A 20,107-nucleotide genomic window follows, 5' to 3' on the forward strand; every position below is an offset into this window, starting at 1 on the left:
GTTTAGTGTAAATTGACGTTGGCTTTTGTTGTTGCGGACGTGCAATTTACTTGTGGAATTAGTTCAATGCTTTAACGACGCGCACTGGCGGCGATTTTTACGCGATTAGTGGGTACAAATATTGCGGCTTTTCAGGACTGATTTATCGTTACCATAAATATTTCGGCAAATATACCGTCGTGTGCGAAAAATAAAAAATTAGTTTATGAAATCTAACGCAAAAAGCATGGTCATTAACCAGATAATAACATTGTAAGGAAGGAGCGGTTACCAGAGGGGCTACCGCAATCCGAATGCCAAAAATATGGAGGGTTTTATCATGATTAAGAATAACAAACTCGTTTACGGTTTCGCGAGCATTGCAGCTACGGTTTTGATGGCGCTGGCTCCTGCAGCAGGTGTGTTTGCAGCAACATCGACTGCAAAGCCATACTCTGCAACGCCAATTAACTCCACTGCCCAAATTGAAGTTCTGGAAGGTGGGACACCAACCAACCCGAACACGGGTGAACCAATTACGGATCTGCCTGACCTGCCAGATACGAATGCAAAAGGTGAGGACCTCTTACAGCTGGTTACTGTGCCTGACTTGAACTTTGGTCAGGTTAAGGCTGGTGACTTGATTACCGCACAGAACGACATCAAGTACGTTGACACTAAAGTCGCAAATGGTGCGCACGACAACGGCAACGCACACCTGACCGTGTCCGACTACCGGGGAACCGGGGCCGGCTGGACACTGAAAGCATCACTGTCAAAATTCACTTCTGACGCTAACAGTTTGACCGGGAGCATCGACCTCAAGAACACCAATGTTGGCATAGGTGACGTCGGGGCGTCCGATGCGACATTCCTGGGTGCCGGGTACAAAACCCTGGAGAGCGGCGTGAACCTGCCAACTGATGATACTGATCAGGATTTGTGGGTTGCACCAGCTAACCAAGGAGCCGGCATGACCATCGCTGACCTGTCAGCTTCTACATTGAACTTAGACGCAAACGCTGCTGCAAAGAAGGGCGTTTACCAGGCTACCATCAAGTGGACCCTGTCTAGCACTGCAACACCAGCAGCTGCAGGTGAAGGTGCAGCAACTACCGACCCAACTGGCACCGGCAACTAACTAACATCTAAACAGCAACGCAAAGACGGTCGGTGGGGGAAATACCGGCCGTTTTTGCTTCAAACCGTGACATGAACGAGAGGGTGTTCTAATGATGAAACGCAAATTGTGGCTGGCGCTAACCGCCGTGCTGCTGGGGCTGGGCTTCAGCGGCATGCACCAGGCTAGTGCTAGTAACGGTGCTGGTTACACCGTCGCTCCGGTAATTCCAGATAATCAAATCGGTACCGTCAGCAGTTACTTCAACTTGCTGGTCAAGCCGGGCAGCACGCAGAAGCTGACCGTGAATATCGCTAACACTTCAAAAGTAGTGAAAAAGCTGCGGGTGAGTGCGACGAACGCATTCACGCAGACGAACGGTGAGATTGGCTACAAGCCAAACAAGGAAACTGACCCGTCCGCGAAACACTACCTGAAGGATCTGACTAGTGACCCAATCAACGTGACGATTCCGGTCGGCAAGGTCGAAGCGGTCACGATGACGGTGCACGTGCCGAAGCAGCCGCTGACCGGGGTCATTCTGGGCGGCATCTACGTTCTCGACCGCACTACGCGGCAGACGGAAGGGTCCGGCATGAAGATCAACAACCGGTTCGCCCTGGTTGTCGGCGTGCAACTGCAGACGACCAAGACCGCACAGAGTGACGTGCGGCCGGAAGTGAAGCTGATGAGTGTCCAGGGCGGGCTGCAAAGTAACAAGCCCGCGGTGCTCGCCACGCTGCAGAACCCGACACCGACGTATTTCGGCCAAATGGACATTACAGCGAAGGTTAGCTGGCGCGACCAGAAGAAGACGCTCTTCATTCGCAAGGTGCACAACTACGCGATGGCGCCAACTTCGCACTTTGCCTTCGGGATTTTCCCGGACGTCGGGTTGGAACCCGGGGATTACGCGCTGGACTTGCTGGCGGTCTCGGGCAGTCGGCGCTGGCACTTCAAGAAGAACTTCACGATTTTGGCGGCGGACGCCGAAAAGATTAATAAGGCGGCGGGGGTTAAACTTGATCACTCGTGGCCATGGTGGGTTTGGGTATTGATTGCAGTAGGGGTACTGCTACTATTATTAATTATTTTGCTCTTGATTCTGCTGCTCAAGCGGCGAAAGAAGGACGATGACGAGAACTAGCCTAGGCGAAAGGTAGGGGGAACTATGAAACACTGGCGCATTTGCATCACCATAGCTGTGGTTCTCCTGTTCACGGGCGCGCTGGTGAAAACCGTGGTGCACGCGACCGATTCCACGGCGCAAGTTGAGGTTGTCGGTGAGAAGCGCGACCTGCCAGATACGGGCACAACCCCCGCGGCAGGGAGTGGCAACAAGCCAGATAACAACGAGGTACGCTACGCAGACGCGCTGCCCGGCACCAAAGCGGGGACGTACAAGCGGGTTTACGTGAAGAACACCGTGACGACGATGCACCATTTGCCGCAAACCGGCAATGAGCACAATCCGTTAGTTACGGCGCTGGGCATCATCATGTTGCTGCTGACCGGAACGGTGATGATTGCAAGACGCAAGCAGGTTCAATGAGGATAATGGGCTAATGCCACGGGCGCGCTGCGCCGTGGCATTTTTCCAGTTTAGGCAGTATCAGGGGATTCGGGCAATGAACGTTAAAATGGCCAGGGGTGGGTGCAGGAAAAATATGCACATACGGCTTTTTAGCGTTTTAATTATGGCTACCGCGCTGGACAACTTATTTTGTGATTGCCGGCGAAAATGGCATAATAAGAATGGAATAGTTGAGCGGTGCGACGTGTTTGCGCACCGGATGAGGATAAGTCTATGAAAACTGTAATCATCGGTTGTACGCACGCCGGAACCGCGGCGGTGCAGGAGCTAGTTGCGCGGGACCCCTTGGCGGAGGTGGCCGTCTTTGAGCGGCGCAACGATATTTCTTTCCTATCTTGTGGCATCTACCTCTACCTCGAGGGGGTGGTCGATTCGCTGCAGAAGGTTTTTTACGCGACGGCAGCCGACCTCGAGGCGCTGGGGCCGAACGTACACGTGTACCTGCAGCACGACGTTGTGCGCATCGACACTGAGGAAAAAGTGGTGGAGGTGCAGGACCTGGTCGGCGGGCAGATGCGCAGCGAACCTTACGACCGCATCATCATGACGACCGGGTCGTACCCCGTGGTGCCACCGATTCAAGGGGTCAACACGCCGCGGGTATTCTTGTGCAAGAACTACGATGACGCCATGGCCATCGAAAAAGCAGCACTCAATGCCCGCAAGATTGCGGTGGTCGGGGGCGGCTATATCGGGACCGAAATTTCCGAGGCCCTCAGCCGTCGCGGCTTTGAGGTCGTGCTCATTAATGGGCGCAAGCAGCTGCTGGGACATTACGTGGATCCTGAACTAGCGGGATTGATCCATGATGACCTGGTTGCTAACGGCGTGGAACTGCACGATAACGAGATTGTCGAGGGCTTCGAAGAGGGTGATGGCGGGGTCTACATCACCACCAACCAGGGCGAATTGCAGGCGGACATGGCCATTGTCTGTGTGGGTTTCTCGCCCATGACCGAGCTCGTGCAGGGGCTCGTGGACCTCACCGACCAGAACGCGATTATGGTGAACGACTACATGCAAACGAGCAACCCAGACATCTTCGCTGCCGGCGACTCGGCGGCCGTCCACTACAACCCCACCAACCGGCACGTGTACGCACCCCTGGCCACTAACGCCGTGCGCATGGGTAAGATTGCGGGGGCGAACGTTGCGGAATACGGCTCGGTCAAGTACATGGGCACCCAGGCCACTAGCGCCCTCGCACTCTTTGGTAAAACGCTGGCGAGCACCGGGCTGACGGCCGCCAAAGCCGCGGTGAGTTTCCCCCACGCCGCTTCGGTGCGCCTGACCCAGAACTACCGCCCCGATTTCATGCCGACTAATGAACAATTGAACATGGTCCTGGTGTACAATCGAGATAATCGCAAAATCTTGGGCGCACAATTCTACAGTCGCAAAGACGTGTCGATGTGTGCTAACCTAATATCAACGATGATTCAAAATGGCAACACGATTGATGATTTGGCGTATGTCGACATGCTCTTCAACCCCAACTACGATCAGCCGTGGAACTATTTGAACCTCCTCGGTCAGGCAGCCGTGAACCAGGAGAAATCCTCGCGGCACCGCCTGTTCGATAAGTAGCTTGGCGGGGCAGCGATGTCCTCAATGAACAGAACGGAGAAAATATGAATACGTGGAACTTAATTGGGATTGGCGCGTGGATTTTACTAGTACTCTACCTAGTGTTCATCTGCGTCAACATTCGTAATCGCCACATCAAGAACATTGTGGTGCACGGCAAGAAGCGCACGGGCGCGACCGTCGTGATTGATATTGTTGAAGTGCTTATTTTCTTCGTCGTTGGTTACGGTCTCTTCTACGCGGCCTGGATGCGGCCCGTTGACTACACGGCCACGGACCAGGTGACGGTCAAGCATGAATACGGGCCACTCGTGATGCAGACGGACGAGGATCAGGCGTACTACGTGATTGTGCAGGGGACTAGCAGCAACACCCCAAGCAAGCGGTACACGTACTGGTCTGAAGGCTCGAAGATTCAGGTCAGCAGCCACAACGCCATCATTAATTCAGATGCATCCTACCTGCCAATGCGTGCGGCTTCGTACCCGTGGAGCAAGAAACAGCTGAAGGAACTGAAGAAGCTGGACAAGACGAGTGACCACGCCTATGCCGCGACCATCAGCGCCAAGTACAAGGACACGTTCTTGAACGGACTGGGGATGCACGCCGGCAAGGCTGCAGGTTCCTTCACCATCATCCGGATTCCGAACGATTCATTGATTAATGTGCAACCATTGAGTAACTAAACTAAAAAAATCGCCCTGAGCATGCAGCTCGGGGCGATTTTTGGTTTGCAGCTTACTTACCAGTTGGCTTGTGTGCCATGTAAGCTTCCAGACTGCCAAGAACTTCGGCGTCCGCGGTTTCTTTCATGGCCTTGATGTTGTGGATGTGTTCCACGGACACGTGGCTGTTCAGCGCCATTTCGGCGTCCGTCAGGTTGTTCTTCCGCTGGAACTCGACGATTGCGTGTGCGATTTCACTTAACTGATCATACTGACTCAAAATGATATCCTCCATTGATAAGCACGTTGCAAGCAAACACGCACTATTGATTACGTTAATTATACTAGAAAATTCGGCGCGGAAAAACCATCGCGGCGGATTTTTTGTGGTGGCGATGAATTGGTGCGGTGAATGGTGATTGGTCTGTTATTAAGTTGGGTGAAAATCGGCAAAAGGATATTCTTTTAAAATAATATGATTGGTTATTCAAATTACAATTTAATTACGCCACAGAGCGATTTTGCGAAAATCACAAACAATATCTTGGGGGTGGTATAGGCCACTTACTACAGCTAGTGTACTACCATTTACGTGGTTATAATTGGGTCCAAAAAATGCTTATTGTACCACGCTGGACGCGTGTTTTTTCTGCAGGAACAAAAAACTAATTTTATAATTTATGTTGATTTGTATAGCCGCCTTTACTATAGTTAACCCCGTTACATTGGCAATAATTTGCGCAAACAGACAATAACAAGCCGCAAGCGATTTGTGTGACGTTAATGTTATTGGTACTGCTTGCAAATTTATACATTTTCTTCACGGGAAATGTGTAATTAATCAGCCGATTTAAGACAAGTGCCGGCAACTTGGTCCTTACTGGGGGGCGAAGATCGAGCGCGGATGGAACACCATCGTGCCGGTGCTGATTACGGAGTGTATGTTGGTATTTTTTGGAGGAAAACCAACATGAAGCAAATCACGAAATGGTTCAACCCGGTGATGCTCGTAGTCATTCTGCTGCCGTTTTTCCAGTACTTCGCGACTGGGGTGCAGACGGTTATGGCGGAGCCGACGGATATTGCGTTAAATCGTGACATCACAACCATTGACGGTAATGAGGATTTGAAGACCGCGGCAGACGGGTCGAAGACAATCCTTGATTCTGCAATCACTGACCCCGATTCTAGCGTTAAGGTGGGTCAGGCGATTGGACTGCAGTATACATGGTCACTGCCTGAATCTGTGCGTAAAAGTATCCAGGAAGGCGACTACTTTAAATTTAAGTTGCCGGCCAACTTTGACGCCAGTGGTATGCACAACCTCGACATTACTGATTCCAAAAATCACCAATCTCTCGGGACGGTTGAATTCGACGGCTCAGACACGGCCATCATGGTCTTTCATAAGCTGACAATCGGTAATGTTTCTGGGAACATCACGATGCACGGGATTGCAGTCCGGGCTGACGGTGCGGACAACACCGCTAGTGATATTCCTTTCGTCGCTAATGACGATAAAAAATTCCCACCCGTTGAAGTGGAAAACGGGACGGATTTAAGCAAGAGTCACGGCAGCATCACGTACAACAGCGATGGTACTAAGGCTGACGTTGCCTGGACCATCACTTTAAACAGTAATGCGAACAAGCTTGTCGGTGAAAACAACGACAAAGCAGCTGACTTAGCTGATACACTGCCAAAGGGTGTCAGTGATATTAGTGACCTTAAAATTACGGCGTACAAGCTGCAGCCAGATGGCTCATTCGCAGAGGATTCTGCCAACGAAGGACTGCTGTACAAAAAATCGATTGATGATAAGGACGGCAATAAAGTTGTCCACTTTGCTGTTAAGCAAGATACTAACGATCAATTTAAGGTGGAATACACAACCACGGTTGACCTTGATGGCTTAAAAACTGAAACCAGCGGAAATGTCATCAATGGGGGCAATGCCACTTCTACAACGAACAGCGCTGTATTAAACAATAACGGCAACGAACCAGATACAGAAACTGATACGGCAACTCCTGGGTTCAAGGCTAGCTTGCAAAAGACTAGTGCTTCCTTCAATAAACAGACTGGTTTGATTGAATGGCACGTTGACCTGAACAAGCAAGGCGACGGCCAGATTACTGCTGGCACGACGATTACTGACACGCTGGGCAACGGCCAGACACTTTATAATCAAGACGGTCAGAGTGAACTTTCTGACGACCAGGTGAAGAAGCTTGCCGGTGATGACTGGACTGTCAGTCAGGATGGTAACAAGTACACAATTACCGCAAACAAGAATGATGCTAAGAACATCAACATGGTTTACTACACCAAGCCTAAGGAAGGCTACGATGCGGCCAACTACGACAAGGCTACTTTCGATAAGAACACCAACGACATTAGTTGGGGTGGACAAAAGGTAACTGTGCCACCAGCCGAGCCAAGTACCCCCGACAATCCTGGTGACGGGAACAACAATGGTAACGGCCAGGGGCAGAACAACCCTGGAGAAACGCCTAAGCCAACGATTGACAAGAACGGTAAGGCTTCTGCATATGAACTAAACGGTTCTGATCAGCGGCTAGTTAATAACTGGCAAATCGTTGTTAATCCTGAACACGCGAACGTTAAGAACCTGGTCATTACTGACACCATGACGGATGGCCTGACGCTACTAATCGATGATAATCACAAGTTCGTTGTGACGGCTGACGAAAATGGCGACGGCGACGCGCAAACACTTAGTTCATCGGACTACACGCTGACGAAGGCTGAGGGTGACCATGGGTTCACGCTCGACTTGAAAGACTGGACCGCTAAGAGCGATAACAACGCGAATAGTACAGTCACGGTTCAGTACAAGACGGTTCAGACCAAAAAGGATGATCAGAAGAATAGTTCCAGCTTTACTAGTGATAGTGGTAATGGCGACAAGAACGATGTGCCACCAGCAGGCATCTCCGGATTTGGGATGAACAAATACACTGACGGTGGGTTCAACAAGACTGACGGGACGATTAAATGGCACATTAACTTCAACGGCGAGCATAAGTTACTGGCCAGCGATGGCGTGCTTCTCGACCCGTTACCAGTTGGTTGGAGTTTGTTGGACAAAGATGGCAATTCAGTTCAGCCTGATGGTGACGTTAATGGCGCCATCACGGTGCGTGATGGCAATAATAAAGACGTTGACGTTAAAATCTCGTACGTTAAGACTGTACCAGACGATGTGTTGAGTAAGTTTGTGCCATCGAATGACCGGCATCAATTACCAACGAAAGACAATATCAAAAATGGTGCCATCATGATTACCGGATTTGATCCTTCCGATAATCAAAACTACGACATTGTATACACCACCAAGCTAACCAATGATGGTAATGAGACCAGCGACATTATGCACCAAGTTACCAACACCGCTTATTATGAAGACTCGCGTTATGGGACAGTTAGTGACTATCAAGACGAGAACCTCTTTACTGATCAGGATATGTTGGACAAGTCTGGTATTCTCTTAAATGACGCTGGCGCGCAGGTTTCTGGTGCACAGACCAAGACCGCCACGCACGCAAAATACACCGTTACTGTGCACCCAGCACCAGGAGACTTTGTTTTAAAGAACAACACGGTAACCGACACGTTTGGTTCTAACGTCATTTTTGATAATACTGAACTTGGCCTTACTGATGACGTTTCACCTAGTGACTACCCGGATGAATTCACGGTTAAGCTTGCTGACGGTACTGAATTGAAGCGGGTATCCTTAGATGATGCGCCAACGCAACAGGATACTGATATTGCGACTCCAACGTACAGCGTTGATAAGCATCAGCAAGGTTTCACGTTGACCTTTAACGGAAAAGTTAGTCAGGCTGTTACCATAACGTACACGACCACATTGCGGTATACTGCTGCTGAAGCGCTGGCTGGTGGTTACACGCCAACGAACACGGCTAAACTGACCGGGAACTACACGACTGGTGATGTAAATGGCCAGATTGAGAGTGTCGACCTGAAAGATGGCGATGCGAATGGTAGTGGTGAGTTAGGCAGTCTGCACATCGTTAAGACAGGTCCTGATGGCGAGGCACTTAAAGACGCAGAGTTCGAATTGTTTGATAGCGAGGGTCACTCCATTGCGACCAAGACAACTGACGAAAACGGACGGGCTGACTTCGAAAACCTTGACCTTGACCCAGGTAAATTCAAGTTGGTTGAGAACAAGGCGCCTGCTGGCTATCAGAAGGTGGCACCGCAGACGGTTACCGTTGTGCCGGGTGCGGATGCGTCGGAAAACACGGTTACCGTTAAGGATCCTAAGATTGCAACAACAACGCTTAAAGGCCAAAAGACCTGGGCTGACAATAATGACGAATATGGTTTGCGGCCAGGTAGCATTACCGTAGATTTGCTTGATAACAACGACAAGGTTGTTGATACCAAGACCGTTACTGCTCAGGATAACTGGCAGTATGAGTTCACTGATTTGCCAACACAGGACAGCGATGGCAACGATATTACGTACACAGTCGAGGAAGAGCCGGTAGAACATTACACGGCTGCGTATGATGACCAAAACAACATTACGAACACGCCAAACATAACCGATATTTCCGGGACCAAGACGTGGGACGATGCGAATAACAAAGAAGGTTTACGGCCAAGCAGCATTACTGTAAACCTACTTGCCAATGGGACCCTACTGTTCAGCAAGGACGTGACGCCAGATAAGGATGGCAACTGGAAGTACGATTTTGGTAAGCAGCCAACAGCCGATAAAGATGGCAATCCAATTACCTATACCGTTAAAGAAGCTGAAGTAGCTGGTTACACTAGCAAAGTTGATGGCTACAACATCACGAACTCGCGTACGCCGGAAACTACCGAAGTCTCTGGTACCAAGACCTGGGACGACAATGACAACCAGGACGGCGCTCGTCCTACCAGCATCACCGTTAAGCTGCTCGCTAACGGCACTGAAGTTAAGTCCAAGAAGGTGACTGCCGCCGACAAGTGGCAGTACAGCTTCGACAACCTGCCAGTCTACAAGGACGGGCAGAAGATTGCTTATACAATTGGTGAAGATACTGTTGACGGATATACCAGCAAGACGACCAACTTTGACTTGACCAACACCCACACGCCTGATGTCACGACGATATCGGGTACCAAGACCTGGGACGACAAGGACGACCAGGACGGCAAGCGTCCAGCCGAGATTACGGTTAACTTGCTTGCAGATGGCAAGCAAGTTGCTAGCAAGCAGGTATCGAAGGCCGATGACTGGAAGTACACTTTCACTGATCAGCCTAAATATGCAAACGGCAAAGAAATTGTGTACACAGTTAGTGAAGGCGACGTTGATGGTTATACCAGCAAGACGACCGGCTTTGACCTGACCAACACCCACACGCCTGAAACAACCAATGTTGAAGGTAAGAAGACCTGGGATGACAACGACAATCAGGACGGCAAGCGTCCCGCAAGTATTGAAGTACACCTCCTGAAGAATGATAAGGAAATTGATAAAAAGACAGTTACCGCAAAAGATAACTGGCAGTACAGTTTCACCGATTTACCTAAGTACGAAAATGGTAAGGAGATTAACTACACCATCAGCGAAACAAAGGTTGCTGGCTATGAAACGACAGTTAATGGTTACGACTTGACCAACAGTTACACACCAGCGAAGACCGAATTTTCCGGAAGTAAAACCTGGGATGACGGGAATAACCAAGATGGTAACCGTCCAGACAGCATCACCGTTTACCTCCTCGCAAATGGGGACAAGGTACAGTCGCAGCAAGTTACTGCCGCAAACAACTGGCAATACAGCTTTACTAATCTGGATGAATTCAAAAACGGGCAGAAGATTGACTACTCCGTTGATGAAGATGCGCCAGCCGGTTATATCAAGACTATTAAAGATCACGACATCACTAATGCCTACAAACCCGCAGAAACGCAGGTTGAAGGGAACAAGTTTTGGAATGACGGTAACGACCAGGATGGTAAGCGGCCAACAAGCATCACCGTTAACCTGATTGCCGATGGTGTGAAGATTAAAAGCCAGACCGTGACAAAGGCTAACAACTGGCAGTACAACTTCACCGGCTTGCCGAAGAATGCGAACGGCCACCCAATCACGTACACCATCGAGGAAGTTCCGGTGCCTGGTTACACCACCTCAATTCAGGGATACAACCTCACCAACACCTACACCCCAGAAACGACGCAGGTGTCCGGCACCAAGACCTGGAAAGACGCCAACAACCAAGACGGCAAGCGGCCAAGCAGTATCACCGTTAAGCTGCTCGCTAACGGCACTGAAGTTAAGTCCAAGAAGGTGACTGCCGCCGACAAGTGGCAGTACAGCTTCGATAACTTGCCAGTCTACAACGACGGGCAGCAGATTGCTTATACAATCGATGAAGATGACGTTGCTGGCTACGATAAGCAGGTTTCCGGCGACGACCTGATCAACACCCACACGCCTGCCACCACGCAGGTTACGGGGACGAAGACTTGGGACGACGCCAACAACCAAGACGGTATTCGCCCAACAAGCATCGACGTTGAGCTGCTGAAGAACGGGCAGGAATTCAAACACCAGACCGTGACGCAGGCAGACAACTGGAAGTACAGCTTCACTGACCTGCCGCAGTATGAAGATGGCAAGGAAATCAATTACACCATCGCCGAAGCTAAGGTCGATGGTTACAAGACAAACATCAATGGGACTGACTTGACCAACAGTCACACCCCGGCCACGACCGAGATTTCTGGGCACAAGACCTGGGATGACGCGGACGACCAGGACGGCAAGCGGCCAAGCAGCATCACCGTGAACCTGTTCGCTGATGGCAAGCAGGTGCAGAGCAAGAAGGTTACCGCCAGCGACAACTGGCAGTACAGCTTCACCAACCTGGACGAGTACAAAGATGGCGTGAAGATTAACTACACCATCGATGAAGACAGCCCAGCCGGCTACATCAAGACCATCAAGGGCACCGACCTGACCAACAGCTACCGGCCTGAAGAAACACAGGTTGAAGGCTACAAGGTCTGGAACGACGCGAACGACCAGGACGGCAAGCGGCCAAGCAGCATCACCGTGAACCTGCTGGCTAACGGTAAGCAGGTTCAGAGCAAGACCGTGACGGCCAAGGACGACTGGCGCTACAACTTCACCGGCCTGCCGAAGAACGACCACGGCAAGAAGATTGTCTACACAATCGATGAAGCTAGTGTGGCCGGCTACAGCAAGAAGATTTCTGGCTACGACCTGACCAACACGCACCAGCCGGCAACGACCAAGGTGACGGGGACCAAGACGTGGAACGACGCCAACAACCAGGACGGCAAGCGCCCGGGCAGCATCACCGTTTACCTGCTCGCTAACGGCCAGAAAGTACAGAGCAAGCAAGTATCTGCCAGTGATAACTGGCAGTACAGCTTCACGAACCTGCCACAGTACGCAAACGGCAAGCAGATCAACTACAGCATCGATGAAAGTGATGTTGCTGGTTACGCCAAGAGCGTGAACGGCACCAACCTGACGAACACGCACACCCCAGATCTGGTCGCCGTTACGGGGACCAAGACGTGGAACGACGCGGCTAACCAGGATGGCATGCGGCCGGATAGCATCACCGTCACCCTGCTGGCGAACGGTAAGGCCGTACAGACCCGCACCGTTTCGGCGGCCACGAACTGGCAGTACAATTTCACCAGCTTACCGAAGTACGCAGACGGCAAAGCAATCAGCTACACGGTTGATGAAAATGCGGTTGCGGGCTACACCAAGTCCGTCAGCGGGTATGACCTCACCAACACGCACACGCCAGAAACAACGACGATTGCGGGTACCAAGACCTGGAACGACAACAACGACCAGGACGGCAAACGGCCAGAGAGCATCACGGTGCGGCTGCTGGCGAACGGCGTTGAAGCTGCCAGCAAGACGGTCACTGCGGCCGACAACTGGCAGTACAACTTCACCGACCTGCCGAAGTACGATGACGGCAAGGCGATTGTCTACACGGTTGCCGAAGACGCGGTTGCCGGGTACACGACGACCACCGATGGCGACAACTTGACGAACACGCACACGCCAGAAGTGACGGCGGTTGCCGGGACCAAGACGTGGCTTGATGATGACGACACGTACGGCATGCGGCCAGAGAGCATCACGGTGCACCTGCTGGCAAACGGGAAGACCGTTGCCACAAAGGAAGTCACTGCCGATGACAACTGGCAGTACAGCTTCACGAACCTGCCTGTCTTTGCTAACGGTAAGCAGATTGTTTACACCATCAGTGAAGACGAGGTTGATGGTTACACGAGCAGCGTGGATGGTTACGACTTAACGAACACCATCCTGCCGTTCCCACCATTGCCAAACACGTTCGGCAATGTGCCACCAACTGGTCCGCACACGCCAAACCAGCCGAATAAGCCAAACAAACCAAACCAGCCGAAGACGCCGCACACACCTGGCCAGCCAGGTAACGGCGGCCACCTGCCAGATACATTTGGTGGGTTGCCCCAGACTGGTGACGCTAATAATCAGTGGGTACTGACGCTGCTGGGTGCGGGGATGCTCGTGACCCTGCTGGCAGTTGCACTGCGCAAGCGCGAAGAATTCAAGGCTTAAACTAAAAAACCATTTCGTCTTTGCGGGCGAAATGGTTTTTTGTATGTAGGACTATCGGCGGATGGCAACAGCCGCGATTTGCGGCATAATATATGTAATGAGTCATCTGGAAACAAAGGGGGATGTTGCCATGGTTTTTACAATTGTTATCGGTTTGTGGCTCATCGCCTCCATCATCAATGGGTGGCGACGCGGGCTACTCTCCACGGTCATCACGCTGGTCTCTAGCGTTGTGCTGTGGGTCGCGGCCTTCTTCATGTACCGGCCGCTGGCAGAAACCATCAGTAACACGACGAATCCTGGCTTAGGCAGTCGGATTCTGGCGTTCTTCCTGATTGTGCTTCTCGGCCACATCGCCTTTAACCTACTGGCCGCACTGGCCCGGAGCATCACGTGGATTCCGGGCATCAAGCAGGTCAACAGCATTGGCGGCGCGATTGTGGCCGGACTGCTGAACTACGGACTGATTTTCATCACGCTGACGATTCTGCTCATGACCCAAAGCGTGTGGGTTGAGCAGCAGTACGAAAGTTCCAAGACGGCGCAGTTCATCGCGACGAACATGCCGCTCGTGAACGCCAACAAGATTCAGAATTGGCTTGAGTAAACTAAAAAGACGTGGAGCAAACACTTAGTTTGCCCGCGCCTTTTTTAATGCCGCCACAGGTTGGCGATTAGCAGTGCCAGCGTGCACCCGAGCGCCGCGCCGGTGATGCCCACCGCGAAGACGTTCGCGAGTTCTTGGTGGAAGAAATAATAGAGCAGGCCGGCAAGCAGCACTGCAAATAAAGCTAAGCCGAGGTCTTGCCAGATACGTTTGCTCATAGCCGTTCGAGCACCGTGTACTTGTCCTTCTTCGCGGCGTCCGAGTTCGCGTTCAGCGCGCCGTCTTGCTCGTAGAAGATGGCGAACTTGCCGTCAGCGTTCTTAGCGACAACGAGGCCGCCCTTGGTTTCGTGGTTCAACTTGAAAATCTGGGCGCTGCGGCGTGCGGCTGCGTGGTCGTAGTCGCTGGCAATGGCGTCACCCTGGTTGAAGAAAATTGATTCACTCATGATCATCCCGCCTTTCAAGTCTTGTCTATACCTTAATTATAGCAGGTTGCACCTGAATGCGGATACAACATTAATTGGTTTATAACGCAAAAGCAGGAGCAACCCGCGTTGCTCCTGCCCGTGTTCCCTGTGCGCGCGCCTAAATCAGGTGCGCGTATGTGGCGTGCATATGTTGCACGCGCTTTGCCTAAACTACACTCCGCCCATCTGACTCCCCAGTCCAGATGGATTTGTGCGGGCTTGCCGTATTGCCCAGCGGTGCTTTCCCCAAATCACACTACCTGCGCGCGGTGGTTGGCGAAACCCTATGCCTAGTTTGCTTTCGATGCTGAATCCACCACAGCCAATAACTTCTCACCATTTCACCAATCCTTTCCGCGTTACGCAACTTTTTGACATAATTATTGTACGAAATCCAAAAGTTTTTGGGGTAAAAAATCCGATATTTGTTAAATCAAATTTTCCGCGTAATTGTGCGCGTCGTTTCACATGGAACGGCACTGACGGCTGGCGAAATTTTGTTCGATTTTTCCACGTTGCGGCGGTGGTTCCGGTTGCTTCAGAGTGCCTGCTGGGCTAAACTAAAGAGTAACGTGAAACTAGCTATGTTCCACAAATGAACGGTCGAAACGCCGCAGTGACGGCGTGGAACGCAGAAATGGAGAATGCAATGACGCCCGAAGAATTTGCTGCAGCACTTGCCGCCCAGGGGATTAAGTTGACCGCTGAGCAGAAAGCGCAGTTTGCCACGTATTTTGCATATTTGGTCAGCGAGAACCAGAAGATGAACCTGACTGCCATCACGGAGGAAGGGGAAGTGTACCTCAAGCACTTCTACGACTCAGTGACGCCCCTCATCGCCATCGATGACCTACGCACCACTGACGCCACGCTCTGTGACGTCGGTGCCGGTGCCGGCTTCCCGTCATTGCCGATGAAGATTCTGAACCCGAACCTGCGCGTGACCATCGTGGATTCGCTGCAAAAGCGGATTGACTTCCTGGACCGCCTGACCACAAAGCTCGGCATGACCGGCGTGACGCTGGTGCATGATCGCGCCGAAACCTTCGCGGGGAAGAAGTCGCAGTACCGCGAACAGTTCGACATCGTGACCGCGCGCGCCGTGGCCGCATTGCCCGTGCTTGCTGAGCTGTGCTTGCCGCTCGTGAAGGTGGGCGGGCAGTTCATCGCGCTCAAGGCGGCCCAGGCACCAACTGAAGTGACCGCGGCCAAGACGGCACTGACCACCCTTGGCGGTCAGTTGCAGCGAGACATCACGATTCACTTGCCACTGGCCGACGATACGCGCCACTTGCTGGTGATTGATAAACAAAAGCAAACGCCGAAGAAGTACCCCCGCAAGCCGGGGACCCCGGCGAAGCAGCCGATTGGGGGTTAAACTATGGCACTCAATTTATTTGGGCGGAAGAAGAAGGACGAGAAGGTCGTCACGGAACTGCCCGTGAGCGCAATCGTGCCCAACCGCTTCCAGCCCCGCAAGGTCTTTCAAGAAGATGCAATCAAGGAACTGGCCGCGACCATCAGTGATCACGGCTTGCTGCAGCCAATCGTGGTGCGTGAGTATGAACACGGCCACTACGAAATCATCGCCGGTGAGCGCCGGTTCCGGGCGGTCACCACGCAGCTGAACTGGGAGAAGATTCCGGCGATTGTGACCACGATGGCTGATGATGAATCCGCCGCGATGGCGATCATCGAGAACTTGCAGCGGGCGCAACTGTCACCCGTTGAAGAAGCACGGGCGTATAACGACCTGATGACCCAAAACGCGATGACCCAGGCGAACCTGGCCCGCCGGATTGGGAAGAGTCAGTCCTTTGTCGCTAACAAACTGCGGCTTTTAAAGCTCAGTGCGCCTGTGCAGACCGCCATCATGAACGGTGTCATCAGCGAGCGGCACGGCCGGGAACTGTTGCGATTGGATCCAGAACAGCAGACCGCGATGCTGGAACGAATTGCGCTGGAAGGTTTGACGGTTAAGGATACCGCGCGCATTGTGCAGGAGATTGTCGATCCCGAAGCGGCAGCCGCAGAGCAGGCAACACCGGCACCCGCACCAGAAGCGACGCCAGAACCAGAGGCAAAGGCGGCACCAGCAAAGCCGAAGCCCCGTAAGCGGCGCGCCCTCAATCATGATTCACGCATTGCCTTAAACACCATCAAGAAGTCCCTGAAGCTGGTCAAAGATTCGGGGATGAAGGTTAAGGAACGTGAAGAAGACGACGGCGATGTCTACCGCGTCATCATTGAGATTCCCAAGAAATAATTAGCATTATGCACACGCAAAAGTCGCGCGTGCGCAATTTAAGGAGGAGAACATGGCCGACGTTATCGCAATTGCGAACCAAAAAGGCGGGGTGGGTAAGACCACCACGACCGTCAACCTTGCCGCGTGCTTAGCGAATGCGGGCAAAAAGGTGCTCATTGTCGACGCTGATGCGCAAGGCAACGCCACGAGTGGGGTGGGCATCGAAAAGCCCCGCGTGCAGAAGGATATTTACGACGTCCTCGTGAACGAAGAACCAATTACCGAGGCCATTTTGCATACCGAACACCAGGGGGTCGACATCGTGCCCGCAACCATTCAGTTGGCTGGGGCCGAAATCGAACTGACGGCGCAGATTGCCCGGGAAATGCGGCTCAAGCTCGGCCTGGCGCCGGTGCTGGACAACTATGATTTCGTCCTCATCGACTGTCCGCCATCACTGGGGCAGCTGTCCATCAACGCCTTCACCGCCAGCAACAGTATTCTCATCCCCGTGCAGAGCGAATTCTACGCCCTGGAAGGTTTGGGCCAACTGCTCAACACGGTGAAGCTCGTCCAGAAGCACTTCAATCCGAACCTGGCGATTGAAGGCGTGCTGCTGACGATGTACGATGCACGGACGAACCTTGGCGCGCAAGTCATTGAGGAAGTTCGCTCCCACTTTGGCGAACACGTCTACAACACGGTGATTCCCCGGCTGACGCGGTTAGCCGAAGCTCCATCATACGGCCAGCCAATCGTTGACTACGCACCGAAGTCACGGGCGGCCCAGGTTTACGAAGAATTGGCTCAGGAGGTACTAGCAGCTCATGGTGAATAAAAAAGGAAAAGGCCTTGGTCGCGGCATCGACGCAATTTTTAGCGACTTCAACAATACCGACACCGCCAAGGACGTGGTGACGGAACTGCCACTGGACGACATTCGGCCTAACCCGTACCAGCCGCGTCAGGACTTCGACGAGGATGCCTTGAAGGACCTCGCTGAATCCATCCGCACGACCGGGGTGTTCCAACCCATCATCGTGCGCAAGAGTGTCAACGGCTACGAGATCATCGCTGGTGAGCGCCGGTTCCGCGCTTCCAAGCTGGCGGGTAAGGACACCGTGCCGGCCATCGTGCGCGACTTTGACGAAGCATCCATGATGGAAGTGGCCGTGCTGGAAAACTTGCAGCGTGAAAACCTGACGCCGATTGAAGAAGCGCAAGCGTACGACATGCTGATTAAGAAGCTGAACCTCACGCAGGCCGAAGTTTCCCAGCGCCTGGGCAAGAGCCGGCCGTACATTGCGAACTACCTGCGTCTTTTGTCTTTGCCCGATGAAGTCAAGAAGATGCTGACCAGCGGCAAGCTCTCCATGGGCCAGGCCCGCACGTTGCTGTCGCTCAAGAATAAGAGCAAGATTGTGGCCATGGCCAAGCGCGTCATCGAGGAAGGCCTGACCGTGCGGCAGCTGGAGAAGCTGATTGCCCAGGCCAACGACGGTGTCAAGCGGCCAACTGTGCAGGACAAGCCGAAGTCACCCTACCTGCGGGCCAGCGAGAACCGGCTCGTGGACCGCTTTGGTACCCGCGTGAACATCGCGCAGAACCAGAAGGGCACGGGCCACATCGAGATCGACTTCGAGAACACGGAGGATCTGAACCGCATCCTCTCGATTCTGGACGTGAACATCGACTGATTGCGAAACTACACGCGAAAAGCGGTATAATGTTTTATTGTGACGAGGGCGCAGATTTGCGCCTTATGCGGAGGCAATTATATATGTACGACTTACACGACATTGTGATGATGAAGAAGCCGCACGCGTGTGGCGAGAATCGGTGGGAAATCATCCGGATGGGTGCTGACATCAAGATTAGCTGCTGCGGTTGCGGACACATCGTCATGATGTCCCGCCGCGACTTCGAGAAGCGGATGAAGAAGGTACTGGAAAAAGCGGCAGAATAGCGCGCTGACCGGCACCAGGATACACAGATACGGCGGGTGCAGTCATTGTACCCGCGCGATAAGAAAGGATTACTTAACTCATGGCTCTTACTGCAGGGATTGTTGGGCTGCCAAACGTCGGCAAGTCCACCTTATTCAACGCGATTACCAAGGCTGGTGCCGAAATGGCGAACTACCCATTTGCCACCATCGACCCCAACGTGGGGATGGTTGAAGTGCCAGATTCCCGTCTGGCACGCATCGACGAAATCATTCCCGCAAAGAAGATCATTCACACGACCTTCGAATTCACCGACATCGCCGGCATCGTGAAGGGTGCCAGCAAGGGTGAAGGTCTCGGGAACAAGTTCCTGGAGAACATTCGCCAGGTGGACGCGATTGTCCACGTTGTGCGGGCATTCGATGACGACAACATCACCCACGTGACCGGCAAGGTTGACCCAATCGACGACATGGCCACCATCAACATGGAACTGGCCATCGCGGATTTGGATTCCATCCAGAAGCGCTACGACCGGGTCGAGAAGGTTGCCCGCTCTGGTGACAAGGAAGCGAAGGTTGAATTCGAGATTCTGAAGCGGATTAAGCCGGTGCTTGAAGAGGGTAACCCCGTTCGTTCCATCGACTTCGACAAGGACGAGATGAAGATTGTTAAGGGCCTGTTCTTGCTCACGAGCAAGCCAGTGCTCTACGTGGCCAACATCGCTGAAGAATACATGGCTAACCCTGAAGACTGCGATTACGTCAAGCAGATTGAAGCCGAAGCCGCTAAGGAAAACGCCGAAGTGATTGCCCTGTGTGCTGAATCTGAAGAAGAAATCAGCGAACTGGACGATGACGACAAGGCTGACTTCCTCGAAGCTGAAGGGGTTGAGGAATCCGGGCTGGACAAGCTCATTCGTGCTAGTTACCACCTGCTGGGTCTGGCAACGTTCTTTACCGCTGGTGGTAAGGAAACACGGGCTTGGACCTTCCGGCGCGGCATGAAGGCCCCACAAGTTGCCGGGATTATCCACTCCGACTTCGAACGTGGTTTCATTCGGGCCGAAACCGTGTCCTTCGCTGACCTCGACAAGTTCGGCAGCATGGCCGCCGTGCGTGAAGCCGGCCGCTTGCGTTCTGAAGGGAAGGAATACGAAGTTCAAGATGGCGACATCATTGAATTCCGGTTCAACGTTTAATTTAACAACCAAAATCACATTACAGTACCAGGAGGAAA

Annotated in this window: 16 protein-coding genes; 13 read left to right on the forward strand and 3 right to left on the reverse strand. The window is 52.6% G+C overall.

From position 1 onward, the window contains the following. Positions 1 to 319: 319 nt before the first annotated feature. From FC18_RS04630 to FC18_RS04655, 5 genes are all read left to right on the forward strand, one after another. Entirely contained in the window at positions 320 to 1,120 is an 801-nt protein-coding gene (locus FC18_RS04630; protein ID WP_056975585.1) for a WxL domain-containing protein, read from the forward strand. Positions 1,121 to 1,211: 91 nt separating this feature from the next. After that, on the forward strand, positions 1,212 to 2,246 hold the full coding sequence (locus FC18_RS04635) for a WxLIP family cell surface protein (protein WP_056975587.1): 1,035 nt from the start codon (positions 1,212 to 1,214) through the stop codon (positions 2,244 to 2,246). 24 nt (positions 2,247 to 2,270) lie between these two features. Continuing rightward, positions 2,271 to 2,651, forward strand: coding sequence for an LPXTG cell wall anchor domain-containing protein (locus FC18_RS04640; protein ID WP_054678781.1), 381 nt, complete (start codon positions 2,271 to 2,273; stop codon positions 2,649 to 2,651). Between the two features lie 255 nt (positions 2,652 to 2,906). Beyond that, positions 2,907 to 4,280, forward strand: coding sequence for an FAD-dependent oxidoreductase (locus FC18_RS04650; protein WP_056975589.1), 1,374 nt, complete (start codon positions 2,907 to 2,909; stop codon positions 4,278 to 4,280). Between the two features lie 44 nt (positions 4,281 to 4,324). Further along, positions 4,325 to 4,966 carry an LVIS_2131 family protein gene (locus tag FC18_RS04655; RefSeq protein ID WP_054678787.1) on the forward strand — a complete coding sequence of 214 codons (642 nt, stop codon included), beginning with the start codon at positions 4,325 to 4,327 and terminating at the stop codon, positions 4,964 to 4,966. A 52-nt stretch (positions 4,967 to 5,018) separates the two neighbouring features. Here FC18_RS04655 and FC18_RS04660 read toward each other — a convergent pair whose 3' ends face one another. Beyond that, positions 5,019 to 5,225, reverse strand: coding sequence for an LBP_cg2779 family protein (locus FC18_RS04660; protein ID WP_054678790.1), 207 nt, complete (start codon positions 5,223 to 5,225; stop codon positions 5,019 to 5,021). Between the two features lie 690 nt (positions 5,226 to 5,915). Here FC18_RS04660 and FC18_RS04665 point away from each other — a divergent pair. Beyond that, positions 5,916 to 13,598: a Cna B-type domain-containing protein gene (locus FC18_RS04665; RefSeq protein WP_056975591.1), complete on the forward strand. Its 7,683-nt coding sequence runs from the start codon at positions 5,916 to 5,918 to the stop codon at positions 13,596 to 13,598. A 130-nt stretch (positions 13,599 to 13,728) separates the two neighbouring features. After that, on the forward strand, positions 13,729 to 14,205 hold the full coding sequence (locus FC18_RS04670) for a CvpA family protein (protein WP_056975593.1): 477 nt from the start codon (positions 13,729 to 13,731) through the stop codon (positions 14,203 to 14,205). Between the two features lie 44 nt (positions 14,206 to 14,249). Here the strand turns inward: FC18_RS04670 and FC18_RS12035 are convergent, their stop codons facing one another. Continuing rightward, entirely contained in the window at positions 14,250 to 14,423 is a 174-nt protein-coding gene (locus FC18_RS12035) for a hypothetical protein (RefSeq protein WP_156300907.1), read from the reverse strand. Continuing rightward, positions 14,420 to 14,653 (reverse strand): hypothetical protein, encoded by a 234-nt coding sequence (locus FC18_RS04675; protein WP_054678874.1) that lies wholly within the window; start codon positions 14,651 to 14,653, stop codon positions 14,420 to 14,422. Before FC18_RS04675 ends, FC18_RS12035 begins: the two co-directional genes overlap by 4 nt. Positions 14,654 to 15,323: 670 nt before the next feature. On the opposite strand from FC18_RS04675, the gene rsmG reads away from it, so the two are divergent. From rsmG to ychF, 6 genes are all read left to right on the forward strand, one after another. Further along, entirely contained in the window at positions 15,324 to 16,052 is a 729-nt protein-coding gene (gene rsmG / locus FC18_RS04680) for a 16S rRNA (guanine(527)-N(7))-methyltransferase RsmG (protein ID WP_054678802.1), read from the forward strand. A 3-nt stretch (positions 16,053 to 16,055) separates the two neighbouring features. After that, positions 16,056 to 16,940, forward strand: coding sequence for a nucleoid occlusion protein (noc, locus tag FC18_RS04685; RefSeq protein WP_054678804.1), 885 nt, complete (start codon positions 16,056 to 16,058; stop codon positions 16,938 to 16,940). A 52-nt stretch (positions 16,941 to 16,992) separates the two neighbouring features. After that, positions 16,993 to 17,760 (forward strand): ParA family protein, encoded by a 768-nt coding sequence (locus tag FC18_RS04690; RefSeq protein ID WP_054678807.1) that lies wholly within the window; start codon positions 16,993 to 16,995, stop codon positions 17,758 to 17,760. Continuing rightward, positions 17,750 to 18,619: a ParB/RepB/Spo0J family partition protein gene (locus FC18_RS04695; protein ID WP_056975595.1), complete on the forward strand. Its 870-nt coding sequence runs from the start codon at positions 17,750 to 17,752 to the stop codon at positions 18,617 to 18,619. Before FC18_RS04690 ends, FC18_RS04695 begins: the two co-directional genes overlap by 11 nt. An 83-nt stretch (positions 18,620 to 18,702) precedes the next feature. Further along, positions 18,703 to 18,888 (forward strand): DUF951 domain-containing protein, encoded by a 186-nt coding sequence (locus FC18_RS04700; RefSeq protein WP_054678810.1) that lies wholly within the window; start codon positions 18,703 to 18,705, stop codon positions 18,886 to 18,888. Positions 18,889 to 18,968: 80 nt separating this feature from the next. Further along, positions 18,969 to 20,069 (forward strand): redox-regulated ATPase YchF, encoded by a 1,101-nt coding sequence (gene ychF, locus FC18_RS04705; RefSeq protein ID WP_054678812.1) that lies wholly within the window; start codon positions 18,969 to 18,971, stop codon positions 20,067 to 20,069. Positions 20,070 to 20,107: the final 38 nt, after the last annotated feature.

The sequence above is a fragment of the Lacticaseibacillus sharpeae JCM 1186 = DSM 20505 genome, from assembly GCF_001436225.1.
In the GTDB taxonomy this organism is placed as follows: Bacteria; Bacillota; Bacilli; order Lactobacillales; family Lactobacillaceae; genus Lacticaseibacillus; species Lacticaseibacillus sharpeae.